This window comes from Corynebacterium ciconiae DSM 44920 (assembly GCF_030440575.1).
Classification (GTDB): Bacteria; Actinomycetota; Actinomycetes; order Mycobacteriales; family Mycobacteriaceae; genus Corynebacterium; species Corynebacterium ciconiae.
On the sequence record NZ_CP047189.1, the window covers coordinates 881,722 to 906,255 of the forward strand.

Here is a 24,534-nt window from a genome sequence, read left to right on the forward strand (position 1 = left end):
GCGAGAGGGTGGCGTCGATAAGCCTTAAGGAGGGTGTTTTTTAGCGGAGTCTCGGTGTGGTCTGGGCGGATTCTCATATCCCTGTCAGGTGCGTTTGCTACGGTTGACCCAGCACTGACCCGCGGGATGTGTTCACCTGCGCGGGTAGTAGACCTTTATTTGAGGAGAAGTTGTCTATCGTGTCCATCGCGTCTCTGTCCACAAAGAGTGTCGTTGCAGCGCTGCTGGTGTTGCCGCTGACCCTGAGCGCCTGTAGCCGCGACGAGGGGGACTCCGCCCAGAGCTCGTCCTCGAGCAGCACCAGCCCATCCACCACCACAACCACCTCTACCTCCACTGCAGACACGAAGGAGTCTGAGGAGAACAAGGACGACAAGGACGCAGACAAAGCGGCCGAGAACACCCGCGAGGAAAGCGAGCGCGAGCAGGCGCCAAGGACCGAGCAGGAGCAGCTGGACGCCGCCCAGCAGGCGGCACAGCAGGCCGCGCCCGCCGCAAACCAAGAGCCCATTGAGGGTGGCCATCCCGCCAGCGCCCAAGATAAAGAGGAAATCGAGCGATTGGTGCGTGGATGGGGCGAGCAGACCACGCTGCGTTCGTTCATGGAATACGCCAATAACAACACCTGCCGACGCGTGATTGAGAGCAATGGCGGTTATGCCGCGAGCGATCCGTCGAAGGTGCCGGATGTGTCGCTGGAAAATCAGTCCAATCTCAACCTCGGGGTGGAAAGTGTGAGCGATATCCAGGTCAACGGCGATTCTGCGAGTGCCAGGGTGACACCCACCGGACCGAACCCAGAGACCAGCACCATGCGCTTTTTGCGCGAGGATGGCCGCTGGACCATGTGTAACTAGGTGGACATGGCAGTATCTGAGGCCGCCGAAGCTCCCAGTCGGCGGCGTCTGCATGTAGGGGCCACGGCCCGCACCGCGATGGCTGTGTTCGCCCTCGCGGTTGGAGCGAATGTGGCGTGGGCTGTGCCGTGGGGGCTCCTGCGGCCCGCGCAGCGCGTGAGCATCGGCCCAGATGGGCAGGCATGGAGCGATGCCGCCGCACTTGCTGTGCAATTTCCGCAGTATGCACTGTGGGTGATTGTTAGCTCTATCGTGGCGTTTGTCGTGAGCATAGGTGCTTATCGACGCAGCCTCGCCGCCCGTAACCTGTGGACCATGGCAGCCGTGGTATTCAGCGCAAGCATCGGAGCCTTGATGGCCTTCGACCTCGGCAACTGGCTATCAACTGTGGCCCATCCCATGCCGGCCCCGCAGGACATCGAGCCAGGAGGCAGCGTGGAGATCGCCCTCGTGCTGAGCGGGCGGGTCGGAGTGCTCGCGGCCGCGGGCATCGCCGCATTGTCGTATTGGGTAAGCGCTTGGGTCACTGAAAGCGAGTCTGGCGAAGACTCCTAATCATTCCGAGCGCGCGCACTTTCTGTGGTCTCTCGATTTAGCGCTCGGGGCTACCTGCTGTCTGGACCTACACCTGTATGGGCCTACAATGCTGCTAGTGTGCTGCGGGCTTTCTACAATATGTCCACCCGCCCGCTTAGCAGCCGATAAATGAACGAAAGATGTGTGTAAGCGATGCTGCAGATTACTGATCTTCGTGGAACCACCCCTACCACCCGTGAGCTGCGTCAGGCGTTGCCGCGCGGTGCCACCGATGTGGGGGCAGTGATGGACACCGTCGCGCCCATGGTGGCTGAGGTTCAACAGCGCGGTGCCGCCGCGGCTATGGAGTACGGCGAGAAGTTTGATGGAGTGCGCCCGGAATCGGTGCGGGTGCCCGAGTCCGTGATGCGCGAGGCCACCGAGTCACTCGATCCGCAGGTGCGTGCCGCCTTGATCGAGGCCATCGAGCGTATCCGGGTGGTGCATGCCGCGCAGGTTCCGCAGAGCAGCACTACCACCTTGGCAGATGGCGCCACGGTGACCGAGAAGTTCATTCCCGTCGAGCGGGTCGGTTTGTACGTTCCTGGCGGCAATGCGGTCTATCCTTCCTCGGTGCTGATGAACGTAATTCCCGCCCAAGAGGCAGGGGTGGGAAGCCTGGTGGTGGCCTCCCCGCCGCAACACAACTGCGGCGGCTGGCCGCACCCGACCATTCTGGCCGCGTGTCAGCTGCTGGGGGTCGAAGAGGTGTGGGCCGTGGGAGGCGGCCAAGCCGTGGCACTGATGGCCTACGGCGATGACAGCGCCCAGCTGGAGCCGGTGGACATGATCACCGGCCCGGGCAATATCTTTGTCACCGCCGCCAAGCGCTTGGTGCGCGGAGTGGTGGGCATCGATTCCGAGGCTGGTCCGACCGAGATTGCCATCGTGGCTGACGACAGTGCCGATGCGGTGCACGTGGCCTATGACTTGATCAGCCAGGCTGAACACGATGTGATGGCGGCATCTGTGCTTATCACCGACTCGGAGGAATTCGCGGCAGCCGTCGATCGTGAGGTCGAGCAGCGTTATGCGGTCACCCTCAACGCCGAGCGCGTAGCCGAGGCACTGCGCGGTGCCCAGTCCGGAATTGTTCTGGTCGATTCCATGGCCGAGGCGCTGCGCGCCGCCGATGCCTACGCGGCCGAACACCTCGAAGTCCACACCCGCCAGTCGCGGGAAGACGCAGAAAAGATTCGCAATGCCGGTGCGATCTTCGTGGGCACGTATTCCCCCGTGCCACTAGGCGACTATGCGGCTGGATCCAACCACGTGCTGCCCACCTCCGGAACGGCGCGGCACAGCTCGGGGCTCTCCACCCACACCTTCCTGAAGGCCGTCAATCTCATCGACTACAACGAGCGGGCCCTCCACGAGATCGCCCCGACAGTCATCGCCCTAGCCGATGCCGAGGCCCTTCCCGCTCATGGCGAGGCGATCAAAGCCCGCACCAGCACCGAGATCAACTAATCAGAAAGAGACGTGACGTTTCATGGCAGCTTCTCACCCTTCGCTGAACGATCTGCCCTTGCGCGATAGCCTGCGCGGGCAGTCTCCCTATGGTGCGCCGCAGCTCGAGGTGCCGGTGGCGCTCAATACCAACGAGAATCCTTATCCGCCCTCCGATGCGATCATCACCGAGCTGCAGCAGCAGCTCGCCGCCGATGCTGCGCGATTGAACCGCTACCCAGAACGCGACAGCGTGGAGCTACGCACCGCCCTCGCCGACTACTTTTCGCGCCAGACCGGGGTGGAAGTGAGCGTAGATAATGTGTGGGCGGCCAATGGCTCTAATGAGGTGCTGCAGCAGCTGCTGCTCGCCTTCGGCGGGCCGGGTCGATCCGCCCTGGGCTTCCAGCCGAGCTACTCGATGCACCCGATTCTTTCCGAGTCGACCATGACGGAGTTTCTCAACTGCCCGCGCGATGAGAACTTCAACATCGATATGGACCGCGCCCTCGAGGCGATCGCCGAGCACCGCCCGAACGTGGTGTTTGTGACCACCCCGAATAACCCGACTGGTGGGTTGACCTCCTTGGAGGATATTTCCACCATCGTCGAAGCTACCGACGGGGTGGTGATCGTGGACGAAGCCTATGCCGAGTTTTCGGATCAGCCCTCGGCCGCCACCCTGCTGAAGAGCTATCCCAACAAGCTCGTGATCTCCCGAACGATGTCGAAAGCCTTCGACTTTGCAGGTGCACGGTTGGGCTACTTCGTGGCCGCGCCCGCCTTCGTGGAGGCCGTGATGCTCACCCGCTTGCCCTATCACCTGTCGGTACTTACCCAGAGCGCGGCGATCGTGGCGCTGAAGCACTCCGAGGACACCTTGGCCACCGTGGCCACGCTCGCCGCTGAGCGCGACCGAGTGTCTGCGATGCTCAAGGACATCGGCTACGACGTGGTCGATAGCTCCTCTAATTTCATCTTCTTCGGCCGCTTCGCAGACGCCCATCAGGTGTGGCAGCAGTTCCTCGATAGGGGAGTACTCATCCGCGATGTCGGGGTAGAGGGATTCTTGCGTGTCTCCGTGGGGTTGCCGGAAGAAAATGACACCTTCATCGCCGCCGCGCGCGAGATTCACACCAGCTAGCCGATTCTCCCTTTTCGCGCCGGCATCTTGCGGCTCACGCGAGCTAGCCGGCGCCCCGATCTTTCCTATAAGGAGCCACCATGGCAGATCTCAGCCACAGCAGGGATCAGCGCATTAGCGCAGAGACCGCCGACAAGGAGCGGCGCGCCCGCATCGAGCGCGCTACCCAGGAATCCACCATTTCGGTGGAGTTGAACCTCGATGGCATCGGCAAGGCGGATATCTCCACCGGGCTGCCCTTCTTCGATCACATGCTGCACGCCTTTGCCAGCCATGGTCGTTTTGACCTCCAGGTACACGCCAAGGGCGATATTGAGGTCGATGCCCACCACACGGTGGAAGACACCGCGATTGTGCTCGGCACGGCTTTCGCCGAGGCCTTGGGTGATAAGTCCGGTATCCGGCGTTTCGGCTCTTGCCAGCTGCCCATGGATGAAGCGCTGGTGGAAGGCATCGTGGATGTATCCGGCCGACCCTACTGCGTGTTTACCGGTGAACCGGAGCAGATGATCTCGGCGGTGATTGGCGGGCACTATGCCACGGTGATTAACCACCACTTCTTCGAAACCCTAGCCTTGAACGCGCGCATTGCGCTGCATGTGCGCTGCCACTACGGACGCGATCCCCACCACATCACCGAGGCCGAATACAAAGCCGTAGCGCGGGCGCTGCGTCAGGCCGTGGAGGAGGACCCGCGGGTGACTGGGGTGCCCTCGACCAAGGGAAGCCTGTAGATGCTCAGCGCAGTGCTCGCCGAGCCTGAAATGCCAGGCGATACTGGCCAAGCGTGGCTGGTGTATCTGCTGTTCATGGTGTCCGGATTGCTGGTTGGTGGCGCTATCTCGGCCTATAGGGCGGAGCGAAAAGCCCTCACGATAGTCTTAGGTGTGTTAGCCCTGATCGGCGTCGCCGGTGGGGTGATGTGGATGATTGGAGAATTAGGAGCCTAGATGAGTACTCGGGTACTTTCACGCGCAGAACTCGAACAACTGCCCAGCATGTGGAAGTCGCCCGGGTTTATCGCCACGCTCATCGCCGTGGGGTCGGCCTTCGGGGCGTTTTCCATCCTGCTGCCCGTGGTGCCGCTGGCCGTGATTGAAGAAGGCGGCTCTGATGCCCTTGCCGGCGCCACCACAGCCGTGTTCATGGCCGCTACGGTGCTCACTCAATACTTCACCCCGCGGGCCATCCGCGCGGTCGGTTATCGACCGGTAATGGTGGCCTCAGCGTTCATGTTGGGTGTGCCCGCACTCGGTCACCTGCTGGGCATGACGGTGGTGCCCGCCCTGTTGTTCTCTGCGTTGCGCGGGGTTGGTTTCGGCGCGATCACCGTGGCCCAAGCGGCCCTCATCGCAGAGATCGTGCCGCTGCGTTTCCTGGGTAAGGCCTCCGGCATGCTTGGGGTGTGCGTGGGGCTGTCGCAGATGGTCTTTCTCCCCATCGGGCTTGCGGTAGCAGACAACATCAGCTTTACGGTGGTCTATATCACCGCCGCAATTATCGGGGTGTCTGGGGCGGCGCTGTGCGTACTCATTCCGCCGGTGCGTCCCAATCCCAACACCGACAGCCAGGAGGAATCGGAGGGCTTCACTCAGCGCGTAGCCACGTGGAAGCTCATTACCGTACCGGCGATCGCTATTTCCACCGTGGCCATGGGCTTTGGTGCTGTGTCCTCCTTCCTGCCGGCCGCGATCCGCGATATGGATCCGCGCTCTGGGGCGTTCATCGCCGGCATTGTGCTCTCGGTGGTGGGCGGTGCCCAAATGGTCTTCCGCTTCCTCTCCGGCATGGTGGCGGATCGACGCGGCGAAGCCGGCGCTACGATGCGTCCAGCCCAGATCGTGTCGGCACTCGGCCTCGTGGCAATCGCGGTGATCATTATTTTCGAGTGGCCTAGCTGGCTGCTGCTGCTCGCTGCCCTCGCTTTTGGTGGAGGTTTTGGCGCGATCCAGAACGAGGCCCTCTTGGCCATGTTCAACCGGTTGCCGCGTTCGAAAGTCTCCGAGGCCTCCGCGCTGTGGAACATGTCCTATGACACCGGCACTGGCATGGGCTCGTTCGTTCTCGGTATCGTGGCTGCCCGCGCCGCCTACCAAGACGCCTTCATCGTCGGAGCCAGCTTGGTCGCGGTGGGGCTCATGATCAACTACGCCGATGCCGTCATGGGGCGGCACCGCATTGCCGAATACGGCAATACCCGCGCCCAGCTACGCCAGGTGCCCGTGGCCCGCAAGGCCGTGTACGGCATGCGAAAGATCCGACGCGTTGGCGCCAGCGCAGTGCCGGTGGAGGCACTGCTGCGCCGTGCCCCGCGGCCCGGCGGCTGGAAGCGCGGAAACAAAAACACTAAGCGCGGCTAGCTGTTTAAGGCCCCAGACTACAATTTTTGAATGCGCCATTGCCTGATGCGTGAAGGTGGCGTCGATAAGCACAGAACAAGGTGGAGACAACCTCATGACAACAACAGTGGCAATTTTGGATTATGGCGCCGGAAATCTACGATCGGCGCACCGCGCCATCGAACGCCACGGTGTGACCACGCTGGTAACCAACGATCCGCGCGAGGTCCTCGCGGCCGACGGTCTGCTCGTGCCTGGGGTGGGCGCCTACGCCGCCTGTATGGACGGGCTGAAGAAGGTGCAGGGGCCGCGGCTGATCGGAGAGCGCTTAGCCGGAAGCCGTCCCGTAATGGGCATCTGTGTGGGCATGCAGGTGATGTTTGCGCGCGGCGTGGAACACGGGGTGGATGCCGCCGGGCTCGGAGAGTGGCCCGGAACCGTGGAACGCCTTGAGGCGGAGGTATTGCCGCACATGGGGTGGAACACTGTGGATGCGGACGAGGACATGCGCATGTTCGACGGGCTGGATCCGCAGGAGCGCTTTTACTTCGTGCACTCCTACGGGGTCCGGTCGTGGGAGTTGGAGGTGGAGGAGCCTTTCGTGCCGCCGAAGCTGGCGTGGAGTGAGCACGAAGGCGGTCGCATTCTCGCCGCCGTGGAGAACGGCCCGCTGTGGGCCACCCAATTCCATCCGGAAAAATCCGGCGATGCCGGCGCCGAACTGCTGCGCAACTGGATTGCTACGCTCTAAGCTAGTGCCGCCACAGCCCACCACCGCGTTTAATCTTTAAGGATTCTTAGCTGCCATGAGCTTCACCCTCATCCCCGCTGTCGATGTTGTCGATTCCCACGCCGTGCGCCTCCACCAGGGCGAGGCCGGTACAGAAAAAAGCTACGGCAGCCCACTCGACGCCGCCCGCACTTGGCAGGAACAGGGCGCTCAGTGGCTGCACTTTGTGGACCTCGATGCCGCCTTCAAGCGCGGTTCTAACCATGAGCTCATGTCCGAGGTGATTCGGGAGCTTGACATCAATGTGGAGCTCACCGGCGGCATTCGTGACGATGCCTCCCTCGAACGCGCTTTGGGCACCGGTGCCGCCCGCGTGAACATCGGCACCGCCGCGCTGGAAAACCCCGACTGGGCTGAAGACGTGCTCGCCCGCTACGGCGAGGCGGTGGCGATTGGGCTAGACGTCAAGCTCATCGACGGTGAGTGGCGCACCCGCGGCAATGGCTGGGTCTCCGACGGCGGTGACTTGTGGGAAGTGCTCGAGCGCTTCGACGCCGCCGGCTGCAGCCGTTTCGTGGTGACAGATGTGTCCAAAGACGGCACCTTGGCCGGCCCGAACATCGATCTATTGCGGGATGTTGCGGCAGCCACTGACGCCCGTATTGTCGCCTCGGGCGGCATCTCCAGCATCGAGGATGTGCTAGCCGTAGCCGAATACCGCGCAGAAGGCATCGACTCCGTCATCATCGGCAAGGCCCTCTACGAGCAGCGCTTCACCCTCGCCGAGGTCCAAGCGGCTGTGGATGCCCTGGACTAACCTCGGCGACAAGGCCTTGGCGCGATGTGGTGCTGGCGGCGCGATGTGGCGTGGTACAGCTAGCGGCGCGGGCGGTCCGGGAGTATCAGGAAGGGGCGGAAAGGAACACCATGGTGGACACACCTGACACGGAGTATGACGCCCAACAGCTCGAGCAGCTGCGACGTAGCGCGGAACGCATCCTTCAGCCACTTCTGCCGACCTTCCGCGGTGGACTCGGCTCCCCGCCGGCGGTGAAGAAGGCGCCGGGCGATTTTGCCACCGCGGTGGATCTGCAACTTGAGCGCACCCTCAGCGAGGAGCTGAGTGCCCAGACCGGCATCAGTTGCGCGGGCGAAGAATTCGGCGCGGTGCGTGACTACGCATCAGCCCACACCACCCCGGCCCCGCAATGGGTGATCGATCCCATCGACGGAACCTCCAATTACTCCGCTGGTAACCCACAATGCGCCATCTTGGTGAGTCTCATCGCCCAAGGCTCCGCCGTGATCGGCCTGACCGCACTGCCCGCCACCGGCGAGCTACTTTCCGCCACAGTGCATTCTGGGGTGTATCTCAACGGAGTGGAGGCCCTCGAACCGCCGGAGCATGTGCGCTCTATTACCCAGTTCGGTTTCGGCTCCATCGTCTCGCCGAGGGATTCTCGTTTCCCCACCGAGCTGCGCCATCGACTACTCGGGGAACTCATCACGCGCTTCCCGCGGCTGCGCATCACAGGTTCAGTGGGCGTGGACTTGGCTTATACCGCACTGGGGCGCTTCGGCGGCGCTGTGAGTTTTAGCCCCCACCCGTGGGATAACGCCGCCGGATGTGTGCTCAATATCGCGGCCGGCAATGTGGTGACCGATTTAGCCGGCACCCCGTGGCGGCCGGGTGGTATCGGCATGGTGGCCGCCACCCCGCGTATCCACGAGGTAGTCATGGATGTTATCCGGCAGGCGCAGTAGCCGCCCATGTGGTGCTGCGGGGCGTCTACCCTCTATGCGGTGTGGGCGCTGGAGCGTGGGAGACTGGTAGCGAGACTTCAACTACAGTCAACATTCTTAATTTCAGTGTGAACAACAATCGTGTGTAAGGACGAACAATCGTGGGCGTAGCAGTGCGTGTGATTCCGTGTTTGGATGTGGATCAAGGACGCGTGGTAAAAGGCGTGAACTTCCAGGGACTGCGCGATGCCGGTGACCCGGTTGAGCTCGCGGCCCGGTATGACGCGGAGGGCGCCGACGAACTCACTTTCCTCGACGTCTCTGCCTCTACTGCGGGGCGTGGCACCATGCTCGATGTGGTGCGCCGCACCGCCGATCAGGTGTTTATCCCGCTGACGGTCGGCGGGGGAGTGCGCAGCGTTGAGGACGTGGACCAGCTGCTGCGCGCCGGTGCGGACAAGGTGAGTGTAAACACCGCCGCGATTGCGCGTCCCGAGTTACTCACCGAACTTGCCGAAACTTTCGGCTCCCAGTGCGTAGTGCTCAGCCTCGACGCGCGTCGAGTCCCGGAGGGAGGAACCCCGCAGCCCAGCGGTTTCGAGGTCACTACCCACGGTGGGACCCGCTCTGCGGGGATTGATGCCATCGAGTGGGCTAAAGAGGCCGAACGTCGCGGCGTGGGCGAGATCCTGCTCAATTCCATGGACGGCGACGGCACCAAAGCTGGCTTCGACACCGAATTAATTGCTCTGGTTCGCGCGGAAGTATCGGTCCCCGTGATCGCCTCGGGTGGTGCCGGCAGCGCCGAGCATTTCCCGCCTGCCGTACAGGCTGGGGCGGATGCGGTGCTCGCCGCCAGCATTTTCCACTTCCGCGAAGTCAGCATTGCCTCCTGCAAGCAGGCGCTTATCGACGCCAACCTCGAGGTGCGCACCAGCCGTGACCACGCCAGCGCCCCGGCGGAGCTGCCAAGCACAGCTGAAGGGGGAAGCGATGCCGAGCACTAGTCCAGCAGACTACGAACTGGATCCCGCTATTGCCGCGCAGGTGCGCTTCAACGCCGATGGGTTGGTGCCCGTGGTGGTACAAGACGCCGAAGACGGGGCAGTGTTGATGATGGCGTGGATGGACGCGCACGCTATGGCTTACACATTGGCCTCGCGCCGCGGCACCTACTATTCCCGTTCCCGACAGGAATATTGGATCAAGGGGCTAACCAGCGGGCACGTGCAGCAGGTGGTTTCACTAGCAGCGGACTGCGATGGCGATACCCTCCTCATGCGCGTGTACCAAACCGGTGCGGCCTGCCACACCGGCACCCGCACCTGCTTCGATGGCCGAGAATTCAGCTTCGGCTGCGAGCGTGAGGATAGGCAAGGAGATCAGCAGTGAGTCGAGTCAGTTCAGCCACCAGCTCCACGCGATATTGGATGTCTGTCGCCGCCATTGCCCTCGGCGCGGTGGTGACATGGGTATCGACCCGCATGGTGTGGGTGAGCGTGGAGAGTTTCGACGATAAATCCGGTGCTGCCTCCTATGAGATCGTCGGTGCAACATGGTCCACAGAACTCACCGCCATCGCGTTGCTCTTTCTGGCCTCGGTTGTTGCCGCTACCGTGTTGCGGCCGGCCGTGCGACGGGTCATTGGTGGCGTCGTAGCCGTCGCTGGGGTGGTAGGCGGCTACGCCCCGCTGACTGTACTCGGTCGAGAGGCCGATCCTGCCCGCGCTCGGGCACTGCTGCTTGCGGACTCTCACGATGCCGGAGCGTCCGCGGCAGGTACTAGCCAACAGGTACAAAAGCTCACCGAATGGGCCAGCATCCAGGCTGTAGACAGCTCCACCCTTGGCCCCGCACTGGCGCTGCTCGGGTGTGCCTGCGCAGTATTCGGTGGTGTGGTGCTGATGCTGAAGCCGGGCCGGGCACGGGCTGCAGCGGCTAATAAATACGAAAAGCGGGCGGCACGGCGAGAGAATCTTGAAGTGGATCTGCGGGAGTCTCCCGACTCTGGGCGCGTGATGTGGGACGCCCTCGATGAGGACATCGACCCCACTGAGGCCTCGGACTCGGTGAACCGCAGCGATGACGTAGACAACACAACCGAACGTTAAATGCCCTGAGACACCGCGACACTAGGCGGCTGTGAGCTGCGGTGATGCCCGTGATTTAGGGATAACCCCCGCTAGGTTATAGCCTAAAAGAGTTAATCGCAGGGCGGTGGTGTGATCGTTGTGGGGTCCACCACAGCCGCCGGACACACTCTAAGGACACGGCATGGTTTCGGAGATCGAGCGCATTCTCGCTGGTGTCAGCGAGGACGTGAAGGCGCGCGAGAACCAGGTGTCCTTTAAAGAGATTAAAGAGCTGTCCTTTCATGCCCCTGAGCCGCGGGACGCTCGAGCGGCTTTGGCTCAACCGGGGTGCTCGATCATCGCTGAGCTCAAGCGCGCTGTCCCCAACAAGGGAGAGCTCGCTGCCATTGAACATCCTGCCTTGCTGGCGCAGCAGTTCGAGCGCGAAGGAGCGCGCATCATTTCGTGCCAAACAGAGCGGCGCCGTTTCAATGGTGATCTCCGCGATGTGCGCGCCGTTAAACAGGCCGTGGATGTGCCAGTGATGGCGAAAGACTTCATCATCGATCCCTACCAAATCCACGAGGCACGCTATTTCGGTGCGGACGTGGTGCCGCTCATCGCCGCGATCTTGGATCAACACCGGCTCGAGGCTTTGCTGGACCGGATCGAATCCCTAGGTATGACCGCCCTGGTGGAGGTTAATACCCGCGAGGAGGCGAGCCGAGCCGTACAGGCGGGGGCAACAGTGATCGGCGTTAATGCCCGCTCCATGGACACTTTCGAGCTCAACCCCACGGCCTTTTCGGATATCGCCCCGGGCCTGCCTAGTGGGGTAGTGCGCATCGCTATGTCGGGTGTGGATACCCCGCAACAGTTGATGACTTACGCCGGCTGGGGCGCCGATGCGGTTATTATTTCCACCTCCTTGGTCACCCATGAGGATCCGGCAGGGCTGTGCCGTAAACTGGTGGCTGCCGGGCAGCACCCGGCTTGTCCCTCCACCCGCTAGCAATCTAACGAAGCGAGATCTCCCACGGTGCTAGACCAGTTCGTTTCCACCGGACTCCCGCATGCCTTTGTCCTAGCTGACCTCCACGGCGTGGGCGCGATGCTGACCCGCGCTATTCCCTCACCGCCGCAAGGCGTGTGGCAGCTGGGCCCAATCCCCATCCGCGCCTATGCGCTGTGCATCATTGCCGGCATCGTGGCGGCGCTGCTTCTTAGCAAGAAGCGCTATCAGGACCGCGGCGGCGATGGGGAGGTGGTCTACGATGCCGCCCTCGTGGCCGTGCCCAGCGGCATCATCGGTGGCCGACTGTATCACGTGATCACCGATCACGATAAGTACTTTTGCGATAGCTGCAATGCAGTCGATGCGCTGAAGATTACCAACGGCGGGCTCGGTATCTGGGGCGCTATCGCTCTGGGCACTCTCGCCGTGGCGCTATATTTCCGAATCAAGAAGATTCCACTCGGGCCCTTTGCCGACGCCGTGGCCCCGGGCATCATCCTCGCTCAAGCCATTGGGCGTTTGGGCAACTGGTTCAACCAAGAACTCTACGGCTATCCCACCGATGTCCCGTGGGCGCTTGAGATTTACGAGCGGGTCGATGATAGCGGGATGCTTGCTCCCGTCACGGGCCGATCCACGGGGGAAGTATTGGCCACCGTGCACCCGACATTCCTCTACGAACTGGTGTGGAACCTGCTCATCTTCGCGCTGTTGCTCTGGGCGGATAAGCGTTTCTCTCTCCGCGGCGGGCAGGTATTCGTCCTCTACGTTGCGGGCTACACCGCTGGGCGCTTTGTCATTGAGCTCATGCGTTCGGATGCAGCCACCCACATCTTTGGCTTGCGCGTCAATACCGTGGTCTCTGCTGTGGTGTTTGCAGCGGCGGTGCTCACGTTCATCATCATGCGCGCCCGTCAGCGCAGCCGAGACACACAGTCCCTTGGATCTGCCGCCATCGAGCGCAGCGATTCTGCGGCCGTGGAATCCTAGAGTCCTCAACGAGCCGGCGCCTGTCATCACCGCACTCACCACTGGTGGGTGCGGTTATGTGTATCGGGGACTCAAGGCACCGAAGAATGGCGCCTAAGGCGGTGGTGTGATCAACTTCGCCAGAACGTGGCCGTGTGGCCTCATCTCGCATGGGGTGCGGCGGTGTGCTCTCGAATGGCAATGTTGGTTTATGCCTGTTTATCCAGCATTTGTGTGGTTTTACGGACGTTTCTGTGGATAAAACAACAGGGTGGTGTGGGGTTGTTGGGTGGCGTCACCGCGCCTTCCAGCGCTTTCTTTCTTTCGCGGCGTGTAGCCGGATTGCGTATTGAGCACTACAGTGGGAAAGCGTGAATAGGAGAACGAAAATCGTATGTACCCTCGGTCCGGCCGTTGCTAGTGAGGAGGGCATTCTTGAGCTCGTCAAATCTGGCATGGACGTGGCTCGCCTGAATTTCTCGCACGGTGATCACTCCGACCATGAGCAGAACTATCGGTGGGTGCGTGAGGCCACCGATAAGACTGGTCACGCTGTCGGCATCCTCGCCGACCTGCAAGGCCCCAAGATTCGCTTGGGTCGCTTCATCGACGGCTCCACTATGTGGGAGACCGGCGAGACCGTCCGCATCACTGTGGACGATGTGCAGGGCACCCATGACCGCGTGTCCACCACCTACAAGAACCTGGCTCAGGACGCCAAGCCCGGCGACCGTCTGCTGGTTGACGATGGCAAGGTTGGCCTCGTCTGCATCGAGGTCGACGGCAACGATGTGGTCTGTGAGGTCACCGAAGGTGGCCCGGTGTCGAATAACAAGGGTGTGTCGCTGCCTGGCATGGACATTTCCGTGCCGGCCCTGTCCGAGAAGGACATCAAGGATCTGCGCTTCGCCCTCAAGCTGGGCGTGGACTTCATCGCCCTGTCCTTCGTCCGCTCCCCGGCTGACGTGGAGCTGGTGCACAAGGTGATGGATGAGGAAGGCCGCCGCGTTCCCGTCATCGCCAAGCTGGAGAAGCCCGAGGCCGTGGAGGCACTCGAATCTGTGGTGCTGGCCTTCGACGCCATCATGGTCGCCCGTGGTGATCTCGGCGTGGAGGTGCCCTTGGAAGAGGTGCCGCTGGTGCAGAAGCGTGCGATCCAGATCGCCCGCGAGAACGCCAAGCCGGTCATCGTGGCTACTCAGATGCTCGACTCCATGATCGAGAACTCTCGCCCGACCCGCGCCGAGGCCTCCGACGTGGCCAACGCCGTGCTGGACGGCGCCGATGCTGTCATGCTCTCCGGTGAGACATCCGTGGGTGTGGATCCGCACAACGTGGTGCGCACCATGTCCCGCATTGTTCGCGTGGCGGAGAAGGATGGCGATGTGCCGCAGCTGACTCACGTTCCGCGCACCAAGCGTGGCGTGATCACCTACTCTGCTCGCGATATTGCACAGCGACTCAACGCCAAGGCTCTCGTGGCCTTTACTACCTCCGGCGATACCGCTAAGCGCCTGGCCCGCCTGCGCTGCCCGCTACCGTTGTTGGTCTTCACCCCGGATCCTGCTGTGCGCTCTCAGCTTGCACTGTCGTGGGGTGCCGAGACCTTCCTCACCGATGATGTTCATGACACCGATGAGATGATGATGACCGTGGACGAGGCCCTGCTGTCCATGAGCGAATATGAACGCGATGATGTCATGGTGGTTGTGGCCGGTACTCCTCCCGGAATCCCCGGTAACACCAACATGATTCAGGTGCACATGCTCGGCGATAACTCCCGCGCCGCCAAGGCCGAGGAAGCGTCGACAAGCGGCACGAGCACCGCAACCGCCAAGTAGGCGCGAACGCTACGCATCGTTCTCGAGGGCCCCAGCCGCAATCACCGCGGTTGGGGCCCTCGCTGGTTTCTCAGCTGTATATAGAACGACCACCGATTCCTTTCTTAGTTAGGAGAGGGGATCGGTGGTCTCTGCATGCGACCGATAGCGGCCTAGGGGGTTACTTTCGCAGCTCGTGGGCGCGGTGGGCTGCCTCGGCATCGGGGAGGTTGGCCGATTCCACCACGGCCTCGGAGCGTACTTCGGTGGGATCCGAGGGGAGATCCTTGGGCAGGTTCGCCTCGTGTGGACGCTGGGTGGTGGCCTCGGAGTTGTCGTCGACCAAATAGGTCAATACCGCGCACAAAGCGGCCTTGGTGGAGGCCTCCACTGAGGGCTCATAGTCCGGCAGGAAGTCGCCGGCGTGGTTGACTGGAACATCCTCGATTCGGTCCTCAGCGAGTGCCTTGTTCCACTGCTCGCGGGGGGTGATGCCCACCAGCCAGAAGAAGTAGGGGGCGCCAAAGGCGCGGGGAATGTTGGTGAAGTCCTCCGAAGCGGTCCAACGCTTGGCGTCCACGCTTTCTTCGCCGAAAACCTCGTCGAAGGTGTAGCGCACATGGGAGTAGACCACCGGATCGTTATCGGTGAGCTCGCCGTGGTTAGAGAAGCGGAACTCGGGGGCACGCTCGCAGCCGGAGGCTTGGCATTCGCCGTGCACCACGCGCTTGATGGCCTGGTAGGTCTTGCGCTTGACCTCGTTGTCATAAAAGCGGCAGTTGAGCACCAGTGTGGCCTCGCCGGGCACAGTGTTGTTGGTGTGGCCGGAGATGAGCGAGCCCACGGTGATCACAGCAAAGTCATTGGGGTTGATCTCGCGTCCTACGATGCCTTGGAGGCGCACCACGATCATCGCCGCCAAATAGGTGGGGTCGATGGAGTTGTGGGGCATAGATCCGTGCGCGGACTTACCGTAGAGTTTGATGGTGATGGTGTCGCAGGCGGCCAACGCGGCACCTGGGCGGGAGAGAATCCGGCCGGCCGGGCCGGCGATCACGTGCTGGCCGAAGCAGACATCGGGCTTGGGGATGATATCGGCCAGTCCATCGTTGACCATCGCGGCCGCGCCGACCGAGATTTCCTCAGCTGGCTGGAAGAGTGCGACGAAAGTTCCCGACCAGCTGTCGCGGGTGGCGTCCATGACGGCGCAGGCCCCCAGCAGGGCGGTGGTGTGCATGTCGTGCCCGCAGGCGTGCATGATCGGGGTCTCCACCCCGGATTCGCGCACGCGGGTACGGGTAGAGGCGTAAATAGCGCCGGAGGTTTCCTTCACCGGCAGGGCATCGAAGTCGGCGCGAAAAAGGGCGGTGGGGCCGTCACCATTGCGGAAGATAGCGACGATTCCGTGGCCACCGATGCCCGTGTGAACCTCACAGTCGAAGTGACGCAGCTGGGCAGCAATCTTGCGCGCGGTTTCCACCTCGAAGCCGGACAGCTCCGGATTGGCGTGCATATCCTGGTAGAAGGCCTTCTGCCAGTCGAGTTTCACCCCGTGATTCTCAATGATCGTCTTGATAGTCCGGCTCTTATCGCGCGCGTGCGCCGAGGCGGCTGTGGTGTCATTCACGGGGGTACTACCTTGTTCCTTTCGCAAAAATGCGTGCAGTGGATATGTCATGCCCGAACAGCGCTGTCCTACCTCACTGCAGCTAGGCCCAGAATGGGCGAGCCAGTGGGTGGGAAAAACAGCAAACGCTGGGCGTCTTCAACCCTAGAGGCGCACTTAGCGTGGCACAAGGGCTTGGCGTTGTGCCTATACCCCTGATGTCGAGACGCTCGGGCTGGAGCTGGTGGCGGTGAGGTGGTGTGCTCGCAGTAACCACCGACCGGTACCGGCGGCACCTGCTGTCGCCAGTACGACCAGTGTCCACGCCGCAGCGGGAATCCCAGCGTGGCTACCCACGAGCCCTGCGGCTGGATAGGTGAGCAGATAGCAGGCGTGGGATGCGCTGAATTGGGTGGCAAACACCGCGGTTCTCGTGGTGGAGTCGCTATGGCGGCGCAGGATCCGCGAGCTCGGGGTGGCGATCAGCGCGCAGCTCGAGCCGAGTGCGAACCACAGCAGACATATCAGCCACCAAGGGCGGACATGGTTGAGCGCGAGTGCGCTGAGGCTGAGAAGGAGCACAGCCGCTATGCATCCGGTGGTGATCACTGCGAGGTCTGATGCGTAATGCAGCAGCCTGGGTAAGACGACAGCCACCACCATGGAGCCAGCGCCGAAGAACGCGAGCAGCACGCCCAGATCTCCCTCGGGTCGGTGGTAATGCTCGCGCACCACCACGACGCTGGTGATGATCACCATGGCCATCGCTGAGGCCACGGCGAGGTTGGACCAAGCTACGGCCCGGAGTTCGGCGCTGCAGCGAAAGATGCGGGCTCCACTGAGAGTGCGGTGGAGAAAGGATTCGTCCTGTGGGGCGTTGTGGTGGCGTCGATACGCATCGATGCGCGCGCTGAGAACGAGGACCGCGGAAGCGCAGAAACCAAAAATGGTGCCGATAAACAGCAGGTGGTAGCTCATCACCGTCAGTAGCGCGGCAGCGAGCAACGGCGAAAGCACAGACTCCAGGTCATAGGCCAGCCGCGACAGAGAGAGGGCGTGGGTGTAGTCCTCTTCATCACTAAGAATCTCCGGAATGAGAGCCTGGAAGGTGGGGGTGAACGTGGCCGATGCCGCCTGCAGCACAAAGATCACCACGTAGATCTGCCAGGGCTCGTGAACAAAAGGCAGCGCGCAGGCCATGAGGGCGCGAATACCGTCCGCGGCAACCAGCACCACGGTCGGATTCCGATCAGCGAGCAGCGCGGTGATCACTGGGGAGAGTGCAACATAGGCAATGATTTTGATGCTCAAAGCTGTGGCCAGGACACTAGCGGCGCGGCTGCCTGCGATATCAAAGGCGAGAAGTCCCAACGCCACCGTGAGCAGGCCCGTGCCAACGAGGGCGATCACCTGGGCAGAGAACAACCGCGCGTAGCGACGATGGCCAAGTATAGAAAGCATGAGCCAGTCTCTTAGTGCTGATGGGGGCGTGCCAGCCCATTGGGGCTGACGGCGTGTTCGGCTTGGTTCATGGCTTCGCTGATGAGCTGGATGGCGTGCTCGTCCGTGAGGGCGTAGTACACGCTGGTTCCTTGGTGGCGGGTAGTCACCATGCGGGCGAGGCGCATTTTGGCGAGGTGCTGAGAGACTGTGGCGGGGCGCTTGCCAACGGTGGCGGAAATCTCATTGACGCTAATCTCCGCAGCGCGGCCCAAGGTGAGAATGATGCGGATCCGGGTGGGATCCGCGAGTAGCTTGAGCACCTCTGCGGCGGCGAGCTCGAGTGCGCCGCTTTCGGTAATGGCGGGAACGTGCACGTGATCGCTGGGGGTGCGGGAATGAATCTGATTCGCTAACCGCTTATCTTCGTGCATATGAAGATAATAGGATTAGAGTGACGCGGCGGTCAAGGGACGTAGGAGGTGAGGTGCGCCTAGAGTAGTGGCTATGACCACACTCACATCTGAGGCGCTGCACACCGCCGGCATCAGCGCCGAGCCCTACTCGGCACCGGCCCAGCGTTCCGCTTTCGTGCTTGTCGACGGCCAATATGACTTCGTGGAAGGAGGCGCCCTCGGGGTGGAGGGAGGAACCCGCGCCCTCGCCGGGGTGGCGGAGTTTCTCGCCGCACACGCCGCCAACTACGCGGTCTGTGCCGTCACCCGTGACTGGCACATTGATCCCGGGGCGCACTTTTCCGAGCAGCCAGACTTTGCAGAAAGCTGGCCGCGCCACTGCGTGGCAGGCACCACCGGCGCTGAGCTGCATCCCCAGGCCCTCCGGGCGCTTGATAACGCCGCGGCCGCTCACCCAGGCCAGATCCGCATCGATGTGACCAAGGGGGAATACAGCGCTGCGTACTCGGGTTTCGAAGGGGCCACCGCCGGCGGCACCAGCTTGGCCGATGCGCTGCGTGGGCACGAGGTGGCGAGCATCGACGTGGCAGGAATTGCCACCGATTATTGTGTGCGGGCCACCTGCCTCGACGGCCTCGCCGCAGGCTTCGAGGTGCGTCTACTTGTACCCCTCAGCGCTGGGGTGGCCGAGCCTAGCTCGGTGGAGGCACTCGCAGAGATCCGCCGGCGCGGCGTCCACCTGCTAGTCGTTTAAGAGCTAGCCCTAGGGCCTGCTAGGCGGGTTACCTGCTAGGAGTTCGGGGCGAAGGCTCGGAGGATCGCGTCATTGAAGGCGGGAAGATCCGCTGGGGTGCGGGAGGAAATGAGCGTGCCATCAACGCACACCTCCTCATCCACCCACGTGGCCCCAGCGTTTACGAGGTCAGTCTTCATCGAGTGATAGGAGGTGAGGGTGCGGCCACGCAGCACGTCGGCGTCGCACAGGATCCAGCCGCCGTGGCAGATCACCCCCACCGGCTTGGTGGCCTCAACGATCTGCTTCACGAAAGCCACCGCCGGAGCGTCGGTGCGAATGGAGTCCGCGTTTGCGGTACCGCCAGGCAGCAGCAGGCAGTCATAGTTGGCGGCGTCGGCCTCGGCGGTGGTTCGGTCCACCTGCACGGTGGATCCCTTCTTGCCCTCGATCGTGCCGCTATCGGGGGAGAGCACATGCACCTCGGCGCCCGCCTCGGTGAGTGCGGCGATCGGGCTAGAGAGCTCGTCATCTTCGAATCCGTGTGTGGCTACCACGGCCACGGTGATAGAGCTGAGAGAAGACACTATGCACACGTCCTTTCGGTTCATCTCATCATGCGGCTAGGTTGCGGCCCCAGCCTAGAACAACGCGGGACCTGGTGGCCACCGTTGAACGCGGTACCGCCGGTGCAGTCGGGGAGAGTAAGGCCCCGCGGGCCACTACAACTACACCCGCGGGCAACAATGAGCTGTCGCGCGCGGGTGAGCGTTATCTACTGAGAAGGTGCTGGATCTACTTCTTTTCCAGCTTCAGCAGGATGTCATCGTCGGCCTTAGGATCGGTGCCGAGAAAACCGGAGGTCTCATCGGGGTGCTTCATCAGCTGCACGCTGAAATACACCAAGCCGCCCCAAATGATGAGGATGAACAGTGCCATCATGATGATTGCGGTTCCGGTCATGATTAGTGCACCTCCTTGGTGTCAGCGGCCTTGTGTAGGTCCGCCTCGGGGCCGTTGTCGTCAATACCGCGGAAGCCGAGTGAGTGATCGACCGCCACGCCAAAATCTGAGCCGGGAGGGCCATCGAGGGTTTGGTTGCCGCGCCACGGCAGGATTGTCAGGGCCATGCAGCCGACGAAGATGATGCCGATCACGCCCCAACCGTAGATACCCAGCTGAGAAGCGGAGTAGCCCTCATAGGGCTCGGCGATAAGGTTGGTGATTTCCTGGAAAAGGATGATGGCTAGCACCACAGGGGTGATGTTGGCGACGAAGATACGCCAGGTATTGCCCACACGGAAGGAGGAGACGGCGTTGAGGTGCAGCGCCAGCTCATCGGTGCGGTGCAAGATCCAGTCCACCACGATAATCGCGGCGATAGCCACGGCGACGATGCCGATGTTATTGGTGAACTTATCCACGATGTCCAAGGTGACCAGGCCAGAGGTGGTGGGGAAGAAGACCATGGCGATTAAGGCCATGGAGCCGCCCACTACCAGCACAGCCTGCACACGCGGCAGGTCGAACTTGTCCTGGAAAGCGCCGATAACTACCTCGAGCAGGGACTGCAGGGAGGTGATGCCGGCGATCACGAGGCAGGCGAAGAACACCACGCCGAAGATTGAGCCCCACAGTCCACCCATTTCGGAAATTACGGTGGGGAAGGCCACGAAGGCCAGGCCGGGACCAGAGGAGGTGACCTCATCCACGCCCACTCCGGCCTGGGTAGCCATGAAGCCGAGGGTGGCGAACACGCCGATGCCGGCAAGCACCTCGAAGGAGGAGTTGGCGAACGCGGCCACCAGCCCAGTGCCGGTGAGGTTCGAGCGCGGCTTGAGATAAGAGGAGTAGGTGAGCATGATGCCGAAGGCCACCGAGAGCGAGAAGAAGATCTGGCCATAGGCGGCGATCCACACCGTTGGGTTGCTCAGCGCCGACCAATCCGGTGTGAAGAAAGCATTGAGGCCGGTGGCCGCGCCGGGCAGGGTGAGCGAGTAGACCACCATGCCGATGAAGAGCACAGCCAACACCGGAATGGCCCAGGTGGACAGGCGGCCAATGCCCTTATCCACACCGAGTGCCAGCACTGCGAGGACTAGCACCCACACCACGGCGAGCACGATGGCGATCGGCCACACGAAGTCGAGGCTGTTGATCGAGGTGGCGTCGATACGCAGGAAGTCGTTGAAGAAGTACTCCTCGGCGTTATCGCCCCAGGACTTGCCGATGGAGCTAAAAGCGTAGATGGCTGCCCACGCGATGATCACCGAGTAGTAGATGGTGATGAAGAAGGACACGCCCACTTGGAACCAGCCCACCGGCTCGGTCCAGGACTTCAGGCGGCGAAACGCCTTCGGGGCGGAGCCGCGGAAGCGGTGTCCCACGGCGAAGTCGAAGAACAGCAGCGGAATACCTGCGGTGATGAGCGCGACAATATAGGGGATCAGGAAGGCGCCGCCGCCGGATTGGTAGGCGACATAAGGGAAACGCCAGATGTTTCCCAGGCCCACAGCGGAGCCAATGGCGGCGAAGAGGAAGGCCTGCCGCGAAGAGAATGTCTCGCGACCCTGCGTGGCCTCTGCGCTACCTGCGGTGCTCGTGGAGGTAGACATGTCTCGGTCTCTTTTCTACTGGGTCGGTGCGCGGCGCAGGAGCGGGGCACCTAACGACAGAAAGTAGTTTCACATCGTGAGAAACTTGGTCTCACCATAACAGAAGGGGCGCCATATAAGAACACGCTGGGCTTTGCTTAAGAAAACTCCCAGCAGGGGCGGTGTGTCCAGCTCAGCGAGGGGAATGAGAGGCTATGTTCTACGCCTATCTGGGGGTAGGTGGGTGCTGGCTGGGGCCGCCATAGGCCGCAGGCATATGCAGAATTCAACGAAATGAACTAAAGATCAATGGTGATCTATATGGTGCTTGATCGAGATTTCGACACCACAGGCACTGCGCCACGTGGGCAAAAGATGAAAGAGGCAGAATGAGTTCCTTTGCGCTCGCGATGCTGGTCTCCCTAGGGGCAGGGCTGGCAACCGGATTGGGTGGTGTGATCGCCGTACTCAAACGCTCCCCGGGGCCGGTGTTCATGGCCTCGTCGCTCGGCTTCTCTGCTGGGGTGATGCTCTATGTCTCCTTGGTGGAGATCCTCGGCGAGGGGCGAGACAATCTTGCCGAGGCGTGGGGCGAGCAACAAGGAACATGGGCCGCCATCGCGGCCTTCTTTGGCGGGATTGCTCTTATCGCGGTCATCGACCGGCTGGTGCCCGAGCCCATTAACCCGCACGAGTCCACGAAGAGCGATCCCTCGCTGAGCGTGCGCCGGCAGCGGATGATGAAGACTGGCGCGATGGCGGCGCTAGCCATCGCCATCCACAATTTCCCCGAGGGCTTCGCCACCTTCATTGCCGCCTATCAGGACTTCTCACTGGCTATCCCCATTGCGATCGCGATCGCCATTCACAATATTCCGGAGGGAATCGCGGTGGCAGTGCCGCTGCGCGAGGCCACGCAGTCGCGTCGCACGGCCATGGTGTGGGCAACGCTTTCTGGGCTGGCCGAACCTGCGGGCGCGCTCATTGGATATCTCATTCTTGCCCCGTTCATTGGCCCGTCCGCCTTGGGGCTGTCCTTTGCCGCAATTGCCGGGATCATGGTGTTCATCTCTCTCGACGAGCTGTTGCCCACCGCCCAAGCCACCGGCCGGCACCATGCTGCCATCTATGGACTCGTCGCGGGGATGGCCGTGATGGCCATCAGCCTCGCGCTTATGATCTAGGGGCGCCTCGCACCGAGCCAGCCTGTAGTGCTTAGTGAGTGCGCTTGAGCGGAGAGAAGTGGACGGCGGTGGCCAAGATCGTGCCGATGATCGCGCCCACTACCAGCGAGCAGCCGGTGGTGATCAGCCAGCCGAGGAAGCCGTGGTGGTCGCTGGTGAGGGAATGGACGAACTCCTCGGGGGCGTGGCAGCCCAGCTCGGCGGCACCGTGAAGGATGATGTGCCCGCCGACCCAGAGCATGGCGAAGGTGCCGATCACACCAATCACGGCCAAGACTTTGGGCATGGCTGCCACGAGACCGCGGCCGAAGGCGGCGGTGCCGGAGTTGTCTGCTGCTGCGAGCTTGAGGCCGAGATCGTCCATCTTCACCAGCAGTGCCACCGCGCCATAGACGAGGGCGGTCAGCCCTAAAGCCACCAAGACGAGCGCGGCGGTGCGTACCCCGAAGCTGAGGTGTGCCACCTCATTCAGGGAGATCACCATGATCTCGGCGCTCAAAATCAAATCGGTGGCGATGGCGCTTTTTACCAGCTGGTCCTCATCGGCTGTGTTTCCGGCTGAGGCGGCCTCGTCCTTGCTATCGGCGCCGGTGAGGCGTTCGATGACCTTTTCCATGCCCTCGAAACACAAAAAGGCGCCGCCGAGCATGAGGATGGGGTTGAGCAGCCACGGCGCCAACCAGCTCAAGAGCAGTGCCAGCGGCAAAATCACGATGAGTTTGTTAAACAGTGAACCGCGGGCGATGCGGAAAATCATCGGCAGCTCGCGCGAGGGGCTGATACCTTCCACAAACTTTGGGGTGACGGCTGCGTCATCGACCACCACGCCGACGGCCTTGGTGGAGGTTTTGGCGGCGTGGGCGGCCACGTCGTCAATATTGGCCGCAGCGGCCCTCGCTAGCAGGGAGATGTCGTCGAGAAGCGCTGCAAGCCCACCGGCCATGAGGAGGTCCTAACTAGATGTGAGGAATGAATACAGAAATATTAGTTGCCTACGCTGAGCACACCCCGCTACTCTTGCAGAGGCCGCGCAGCGGCGCCAACCCCACGGGGCCTGCACAGACACCTTGAGTGGCCTGTGTGTACCGGCTGGGGCGCCGCGCCGTCGCCTAAGCATACTAAACAGAGTCGCTACCGCGGGTGCCCGCGCGCGTGCATATGTCACGCTCCGGGGCTGAGAACACACCGTGTGAACCTGATCCGGGTCATTCCGGCGAGAGGGAGAGTACATCATTATGACTGCTAAGACCCAGCGCGTGACCGCGAGGTGGCGGGTCGTAGATATTGTGGTGGCCGCCGTGTTGGGCGTGGCTACTGGCCTGATCTTTTGGATCTGGAACTCGATTGGCTACGCCTGGTACACCGCCGCCGATGCGCTCACTCCAGGCCTGGGCGGAATTGCCGCGGGCGTCTGGCTGCTGGGCGGTGTGCTCGGCGGGTTGGTGATTCGCAAGCCCGGCGCAGCAGTGTTTGTGGAGTTGCTCGCGGCCGCCGTGTCGGCGAGCTTGGGCAGCCAGTGGGGGCCCGAGACTCTCTATTCCGGCTTGGCGCAGGGCTTGGGCGCGGAACTGATCTTCCTTCTCGTCGCTTATCGACGCTTCACCCTAACCGTAGCCATGCTGGCCGGCGCCGGCGCAGCTGTGGGTGCTTTCCTGCTGGAGCTGGTACTCAGCGCCAACTACGCGAAGTCGCTGGCCTTTAATCTCACCTATGCGTCCACGCTCATCGTCTCGGGCGTGCTACTGGCCGGAGTGCTCGGCTATGTGTTGGTGCGTGCCCTCGCCGCCGCCGGTGCCCTAGATCGCTTCGCGGTGGGCCGCGAACACCGCGCCGAAGTATAGGCGCGT

26 protein-coding genes are annotated in these 24,534 nt (G+C 62.3%); 19 read left to right on the plus strand and 7 right to left on the minus strand.

Features of this window, described 5'->3' with window-relative positions; translation table 11 throughout:
• The first annotated feature begins 179 nt into the window (after positions 1-179).
• The 16 genes from CCICO_RS03845 to pyk all read left to right on the plus strand — a co-directional run bounded on the left by CCICO_RS03845 (position 180) and on the right by pyk (position 14,735).
• Positions 180-857 (plus strand): Rv0361 family membrane protein, encoded by a 678-nt coding sequence (locus CCICO_RS03845; protein ID WP_018020269.1) that lies wholly within the window; start codon positions 180-182, stop codon positions 855-857.
• A 6-nt stretch (positions 858-863) separates the two neighbouring features.
• Positions 864-1,412 (plus strand): hypothetical protein, encoded by a 549-nt coding sequence (locus tag CCICO_RS03850; RefSeq protein ID WP_156809893.1) that lies wholly within the window; start codon positions 864-866, stop codon positions 1,410-1,412.
• 174 nt (positions 1,413-1,586) lie between these two features.
• A complete protein-coding gene (hisD, locus tag CCICO_RS03855) occupies positions 1,587-2,903 on the plus strand; it encodes a histidinol dehydrogenase (protein ID WP_018020267.1) in 1,317 nt (438 codons plus the stop codon).
• A 22-nt stretch (positions 2,904-2,925) separates the two neighbouring features.
• Complete coding sequence (locus CCICO_RS03860; RefSeq protein WP_018020266.1) at positions 2,926-4,026, plus strand: histidinol-phosphate transaminase; 1,101 nt, start codon at positions 2,926-2,928, stop codon at positions 4,024-4,026.
• Between the two features lie 80 nt (positions 4,027-4,106).
• Positions 4,107-4,760: an imidazoleglycerol-phosphate dehydratase HisB gene (gene hisB / locus CCICO_RS03865; protein ID WP_018020265.1), complete on the plus strand. Its 654-nt coding sequence runs from the start codon at positions 4,107-4,109 to the stop codon at positions 4,758-4,760.
• Positions 4,761-4,976, plus strand: coding sequence for a CG2302 family histidine operon protein (locus tag CCICO_RS03870; protein WP_018020264.1), 216 nt, complete (start codon positions 4,761-4,763; stop codon positions 4,974-4,976).
• Positions 4,977-6,386 carry an MFS transporter gene (locus CCICO_RS03875; protein WP_018020263.1) on the plus strand — a complete coding sequence of 470 codons (1,410 nt, stop codon included), beginning with the start codon at positions 4,977-4,979 and terminating at the stop codon, positions 6,384-6,386. It abuts the gene before it with no gap.
• A gap of 94 nt (positions 6,387-6,480) precedes the next feature.
• A complete protein-coding gene (gene hisH, locus CCICO_RS03880) occupies positions 6,481-7,116 on the plus strand; it encodes an imidazole glycerol phosphate synthase subunit HisH (RefSeq protein ID WP_018020262.1) in 636 nt (211 codons plus the stop codon).
• Positions 7,117-7,171: 55 nt separating this feature from the next.
• Entirely contained in the window at positions 7,172-7,912 is a 741-nt protein-coding gene (priA, locus tag CCICO_RS03885; RefSeq protein WP_018020261.1) for a bifunctional 1-(5-phosphoribosyl)-5-((5-phosphoribosylamino)methylideneamino)imidazole-4-carboxamide isomerase/phosphoribosylanthranilate isomerase PriA, read from the plus strand.
• Between the two features lie 110 nt (positions 7,913-8,022).
• Positions 8,023-8,859, plus strand: coding sequence for an inositol monophosphatase family protein (locus CCICO_RS03890; protein WP_018020260.1), 837 nt, complete (start codon positions 8,023-8,025; stop codon positions 8,857-8,859).
• Positions 8,860-8,999: 140 nt separating this feature from the next.
• Positions 9,000-9,845, plus strand: a complete 846-nt coding sequence (hisF, locus tag CCICO_RS03895) for an imidazole glycerol phosphate synthase subunit HisF (RefSeq protein ID WP_018020259.1) — start codon at positions 9,000-9,002, stop codon at positions 9,843-9,845.
• Positions 9,832-10,230 carry a phosphoribosyl-AMP cyclohydrolase gene (gene hisI / locus CCICO_RS03900; RefSeq protein ID WP_018020258.1) on the plus strand — a complete coding sequence of 133 codons (399 nt, stop codon included), beginning with the start codon at positions 9,832-9,834 and terminating at the stop codon, positions 10,228-10,230. The genes hisF and hisI overlap by 14 nt, the downstream gene beginning before the upstream one ends.
• Positions 10,227-10,949 carry a TIGR02234 family membrane protein gene (locus CCICO_RS03905; protein WP_244264010.1) on the plus strand — a complete coding sequence of 241 codons (723 nt, stop codon included), beginning with the start codon at positions 10,227-10,229 and terminating at the stop codon, positions 10,947-10,949. Before hisI ends, CCICO_RS03905 begins: the two co-directional genes overlap by 4 nt.
• A gap of 163 nt (positions 10,950-11,112) precedes the next feature.
• Positions 11,113-11,922, plus strand: a complete 810-nt coding sequence (gene trpC / locus CCICO_RS03910) for an indole-3-glycerol phosphate synthase TrpC (protein WP_018020256.1) — start codon at positions 11,113-11,115, stop codon at positions 11,920-11,922.
• Between the two features lie 99 nt (positions 11,923-12,021).
• Positions 12,022-12,915, plus strand: a complete 894-nt coding sequence (gene lgt, locus CCICO_RS03915; RefSeq protein ID WP_026161547.1) for a prolipoprotein diacylglyceryl transferase — start codon at positions 12,022-12,024, stop codon at positions 12,913-12,915.
• Between the two features lie 350 nt (positions 12,916-13,265).
• Positions 13,266-14,735, plus strand: coding sequence for a pyruvate kinase (gene pyk / locus CCICO_RS03920; protein ID WP_040357914.1), 1,470 nt, complete (start codon positions 13,266-13,268; stop codon positions 14,733-14,735).
• Positions 14,736-14,895: 160 nt separating this feature from the next.
• Here pyk and CCICO_RS03925 read toward each other — a convergent pair whose 3' ends face one another.
• The 3 genes from CCICO_RS03925 to CCICO_RS03935 form a co-directional block, all read right to left on the minus strand.
• Positions 14,896-16,341 carry an amidohydrolase gene (locus tag CCICO_RS03925; RefSeq protein WP_018020253.1) on the minus strand — a complete coding sequence of 482 codons (1,446 nt, stop codon included), beginning with the start codon at positions 16,339-16,341 and terminating at the stop codon, positions 14,896-14,898.
• 186 nt (positions 16,342-16,527) lie between these two features.
• Positions 16,528-17,781 (minus strand): MFS transporter, encoded by a 1,254-nt coding sequence (locus CCICO_RS03930; protein WP_018020252.1) that lies wholly within the window; start codon positions 17,779-17,781, stop codon positions 16,528-16,530.
• An 11-nt stretch (positions 17,782-17,792) separates the two neighbouring features.
• A complete protein-coding gene (locus tag CCICO_RS03935) occupies positions 17,793-18,194 on the minus strand; it encodes an ArsR/SmtB family transcription factor (protein ID WP_018020251.1) in 402 nt (133 codons plus the stop codon).
• 73 nt (positions 18,195-18,267) lie between these two features.
• Here CCICO_RS03935 and CCICO_RS03940 point away from each other — a divergent pair, with 73 nt between their 5' ends.
• Positions 18,268-18,930, plus strand: coding sequence for an isochorismatase family protein (locus CCICO_RS03940; RefSeq protein ID WP_018020250.1), 663 nt, complete (start codon positions 18,268-18,270; stop codon positions 18,928-18,930).
• 35 nt (positions 18,931-18,965) lie between these two features.
• On the opposite strand, the gene CCICO_RS03945 is transcribed toward CCICO_RS03940, so the two are convergent.
• The 3 genes from CCICO_RS03945 to CCICO_RS03955 form a co-directional block, all read right to left on the minus strand.
• Positions 18,966-19,496, minus strand: coding sequence for a type 1 glutamine amidotransferase domain-containing protein (locus CCICO_RS03945; protein ID WP_018020249.1), 531 nt, complete (start codon positions 19,494-19,496; stop codon positions 18,966-18,968).
• A 208-nt stretch (positions 19,497-19,704) separates the two neighbouring features.
• Positions 19,705-19,872: a methionine/alanine import NSS transporter subunit MetS gene (gene metS / locus CCICO_RS03950; protein WP_018020248.1), complete on the minus strand. Its 168-nt coding sequence runs from the start codon at positions 19,870-19,872 to the stop codon at positions 19,705-19,707.
• Between the two features lie 2 nt (positions 19,873-19,874).
• Positions 19,875-21,524 carry a sodium-dependent transporter gene (locus tag CCICO_RS03955; RefSeq protein WP_018020247.1) on the minus strand — a complete coding sequence of 550 codons (1,650 nt, stop codon included), beginning with the start codon at positions 21,522-21,524 and terminating at the stop codon, positions 19,875-19,877.
• A gap of 368 nt (positions 21,525-21,892) precedes the next feature.
• On the opposite strand from CCICO_RS03955, the gene zupT reads away from it, so the two are divergent.
• Positions 21,893-22,687 (plus strand): zinc transporter ZupT, encoded by a 795-nt coding sequence (zupT, locus tag CCICO_RS03960; protein ID WP_018020246.1) that lies wholly within the window; start codon positions 21,893-21,895, stop codon positions 22,685-22,687.
• 31 nt (positions 22,688-22,718) lie between these two features.
• On the opposite strand, the gene CCICO_RS03965 is transcribed toward zupT, so the two are convergent.
• Positions 22,719-23,630, minus strand: coding sequence for a DUF808 domain-containing protein (locus tag CCICO_RS03965; protein ID WP_018020245.1), 912 nt, complete (start codon positions 23,628-23,630; stop codon positions 22,719-22,721).
• A gap of 292 nt (positions 23,631-23,922) precedes the next feature.
• Between CCICO_RS03965 and CCICO_RS03970 the strand changes: the two genes are divergently transcribed.
• Positions 23,923-24,528, plus strand: coding sequence for an ECF transporter S component (locus tag CCICO_RS03970; protein ID WP_018020244.1), 606 nt, complete (start codon positions 23,923-23,925; stop codon positions 24,526-24,528).
• Positions 24,529-24,534: the final 6 nt, after the last annotated feature.

What these genes read in the sequence shown, in the direction of transcription:
- CCICO_RS03850 (WP_156809893.1), top strand. Translation starts at nt 864, where the DNA reads ATGGCAGTATCTGAGGCCGCCGAAGCTCCCAGTCGGCGGCGTCTGCAT.
- hisD (WP_018020267.1), top strand. Translation starts at nt 1,587, where the DNA reads ATGCTGCAGATTACTGATCTTCGTGGAACCACCCCTACCACCCGTGAG.
- CCICO_RS03860 (WP_018020266.1), top strand. Translation starts at nt 2,926, where the DNA reads ATGGCAGCTTCTCACCCTTCGCTGAACGATCTGCCCTTGCGCGATAGC.
- hisB (WP_018020265.1), top strand. Translation starts at nt 4,107, where the DNA reads ATGGCAGATCTCAGCCACAGCAGGGATCAGCGCATTAGCGCAGAGACC.
- CCICO_RS03870 (WP_018020264.1), top strand. Translation starts at nt 4,761, where the DNA reads ATGCTCAGCGCAGTGCTCGCCGAGCCTGAAATGCCAGGCGATACTGGC.
- CCICO_RS03875 (WP_018020263.1), top strand. Translation starts at nt 4,977, where the DNA reads ATGAGTACTCGGGTACTTTCACGCGCAGAACTCGAACAACTGCCCAGC.
- hisH (WP_018020262.1), top strand. Translation starts at nt 6,481, where the DNA reads ATGACAACAACAGTGGCAATTTTGGATTATGGCGCCGGAAATCTACGA.
- priA (WP_018020261.1), top strand. Translation starts at nt 7,172, where the DNA reads ATGAGCTTCACCCTCATCCCCGCTGTCGATGTTGTCGATTCCCACGCC.
- CCICO_RS03890 (WP_018020260.1), top strand. Translation starts at nt 8,023, where the DNA reads ATGGTGGACACACCTGACACGGAGTATGACGCCCAACAGCTCGAGCAG.
- hisI (WP_018020258.1), top strand. Translation starts at nt 9,832, where the DNA reads ATGCCGAGCACTAGTCCAGCAGACTACGAACTGGATCCCGCTATTGCC.
- trpC (WP_018020256.1), top strand. Translation starts at nt 11,113, where the DNA reads ATGGTTTCGGAGATCGAGCGCATTCTCGCTGGTGTCAGCGAGGACGTG.
- lgt (WP_026161547.1), top strand. Translation starts at nt 12,022, where the DNA reads ATGCTGACCCGCGCTATTCCCTCACCGCCGCAAGGCGTGTGGCAGCTG.
- CCICO_RS03930 (WP_018020252.1), bottom strand. Translation starts at nt 17,781, where the DNA reads ATGCTTTCTATACTTGGCCATCGTCGCTACGCGCGGTTGTTCTCTGCC.
- CCICO_RS03935 (WP_018020251.1), bottom strand. Translation starts at nt 18,194, where the DNA reads ATGCACGAAGATAAGCGGTTAGCGAATCAGATTCATTCCCGCACCCCC.
- CCICO_RS03940 (WP_018020250.1), top strand. Translation starts at nt 18,268, where the DNA reads ATGACCACACTCACATCTGAGGCGCTGCACACCGCCGGCATCAGCGCC.
- metS (WP_018020248.1), bottom strand. Translation starts at nt 19,872, where the DNA reads ATGACCGGAACCGCAATCATCATGATGGCACTGTTCATCCTCATCATT.
- CCICO_RS03955 (WP_018020247.1), bottom strand. Translation starts at nt 21,524, where the DNA reads ATGTCTACCTCCACGAGCACCGCAGGTAGCGCAGAGGCCACGCAGGGT.
- zupT (WP_018020246.1), top strand. Translation starts at nt 21,893, where the DNA reads ATGAGTTCCTTTGCGCTCGCGATGCTGGTCTCCCTAGGGGCAGGGCTG.
- CCICO_RS03965 (WP_018020245.1), bottom strand. Translation starts at nt 23,630, where the DNA reads ATGGCCGGTGGGCTTGCAGCGCTTCTCGACGACATCTCCCTGCTAGCG.
- CCICO_RS03970 (WP_018020244.1), top strand. Translation starts at nt 23,923, where the DNA reads ATGACTGCTAAGACCCAGCGCGTGACCGCGAGGTGGCGGGTCGTAGAT.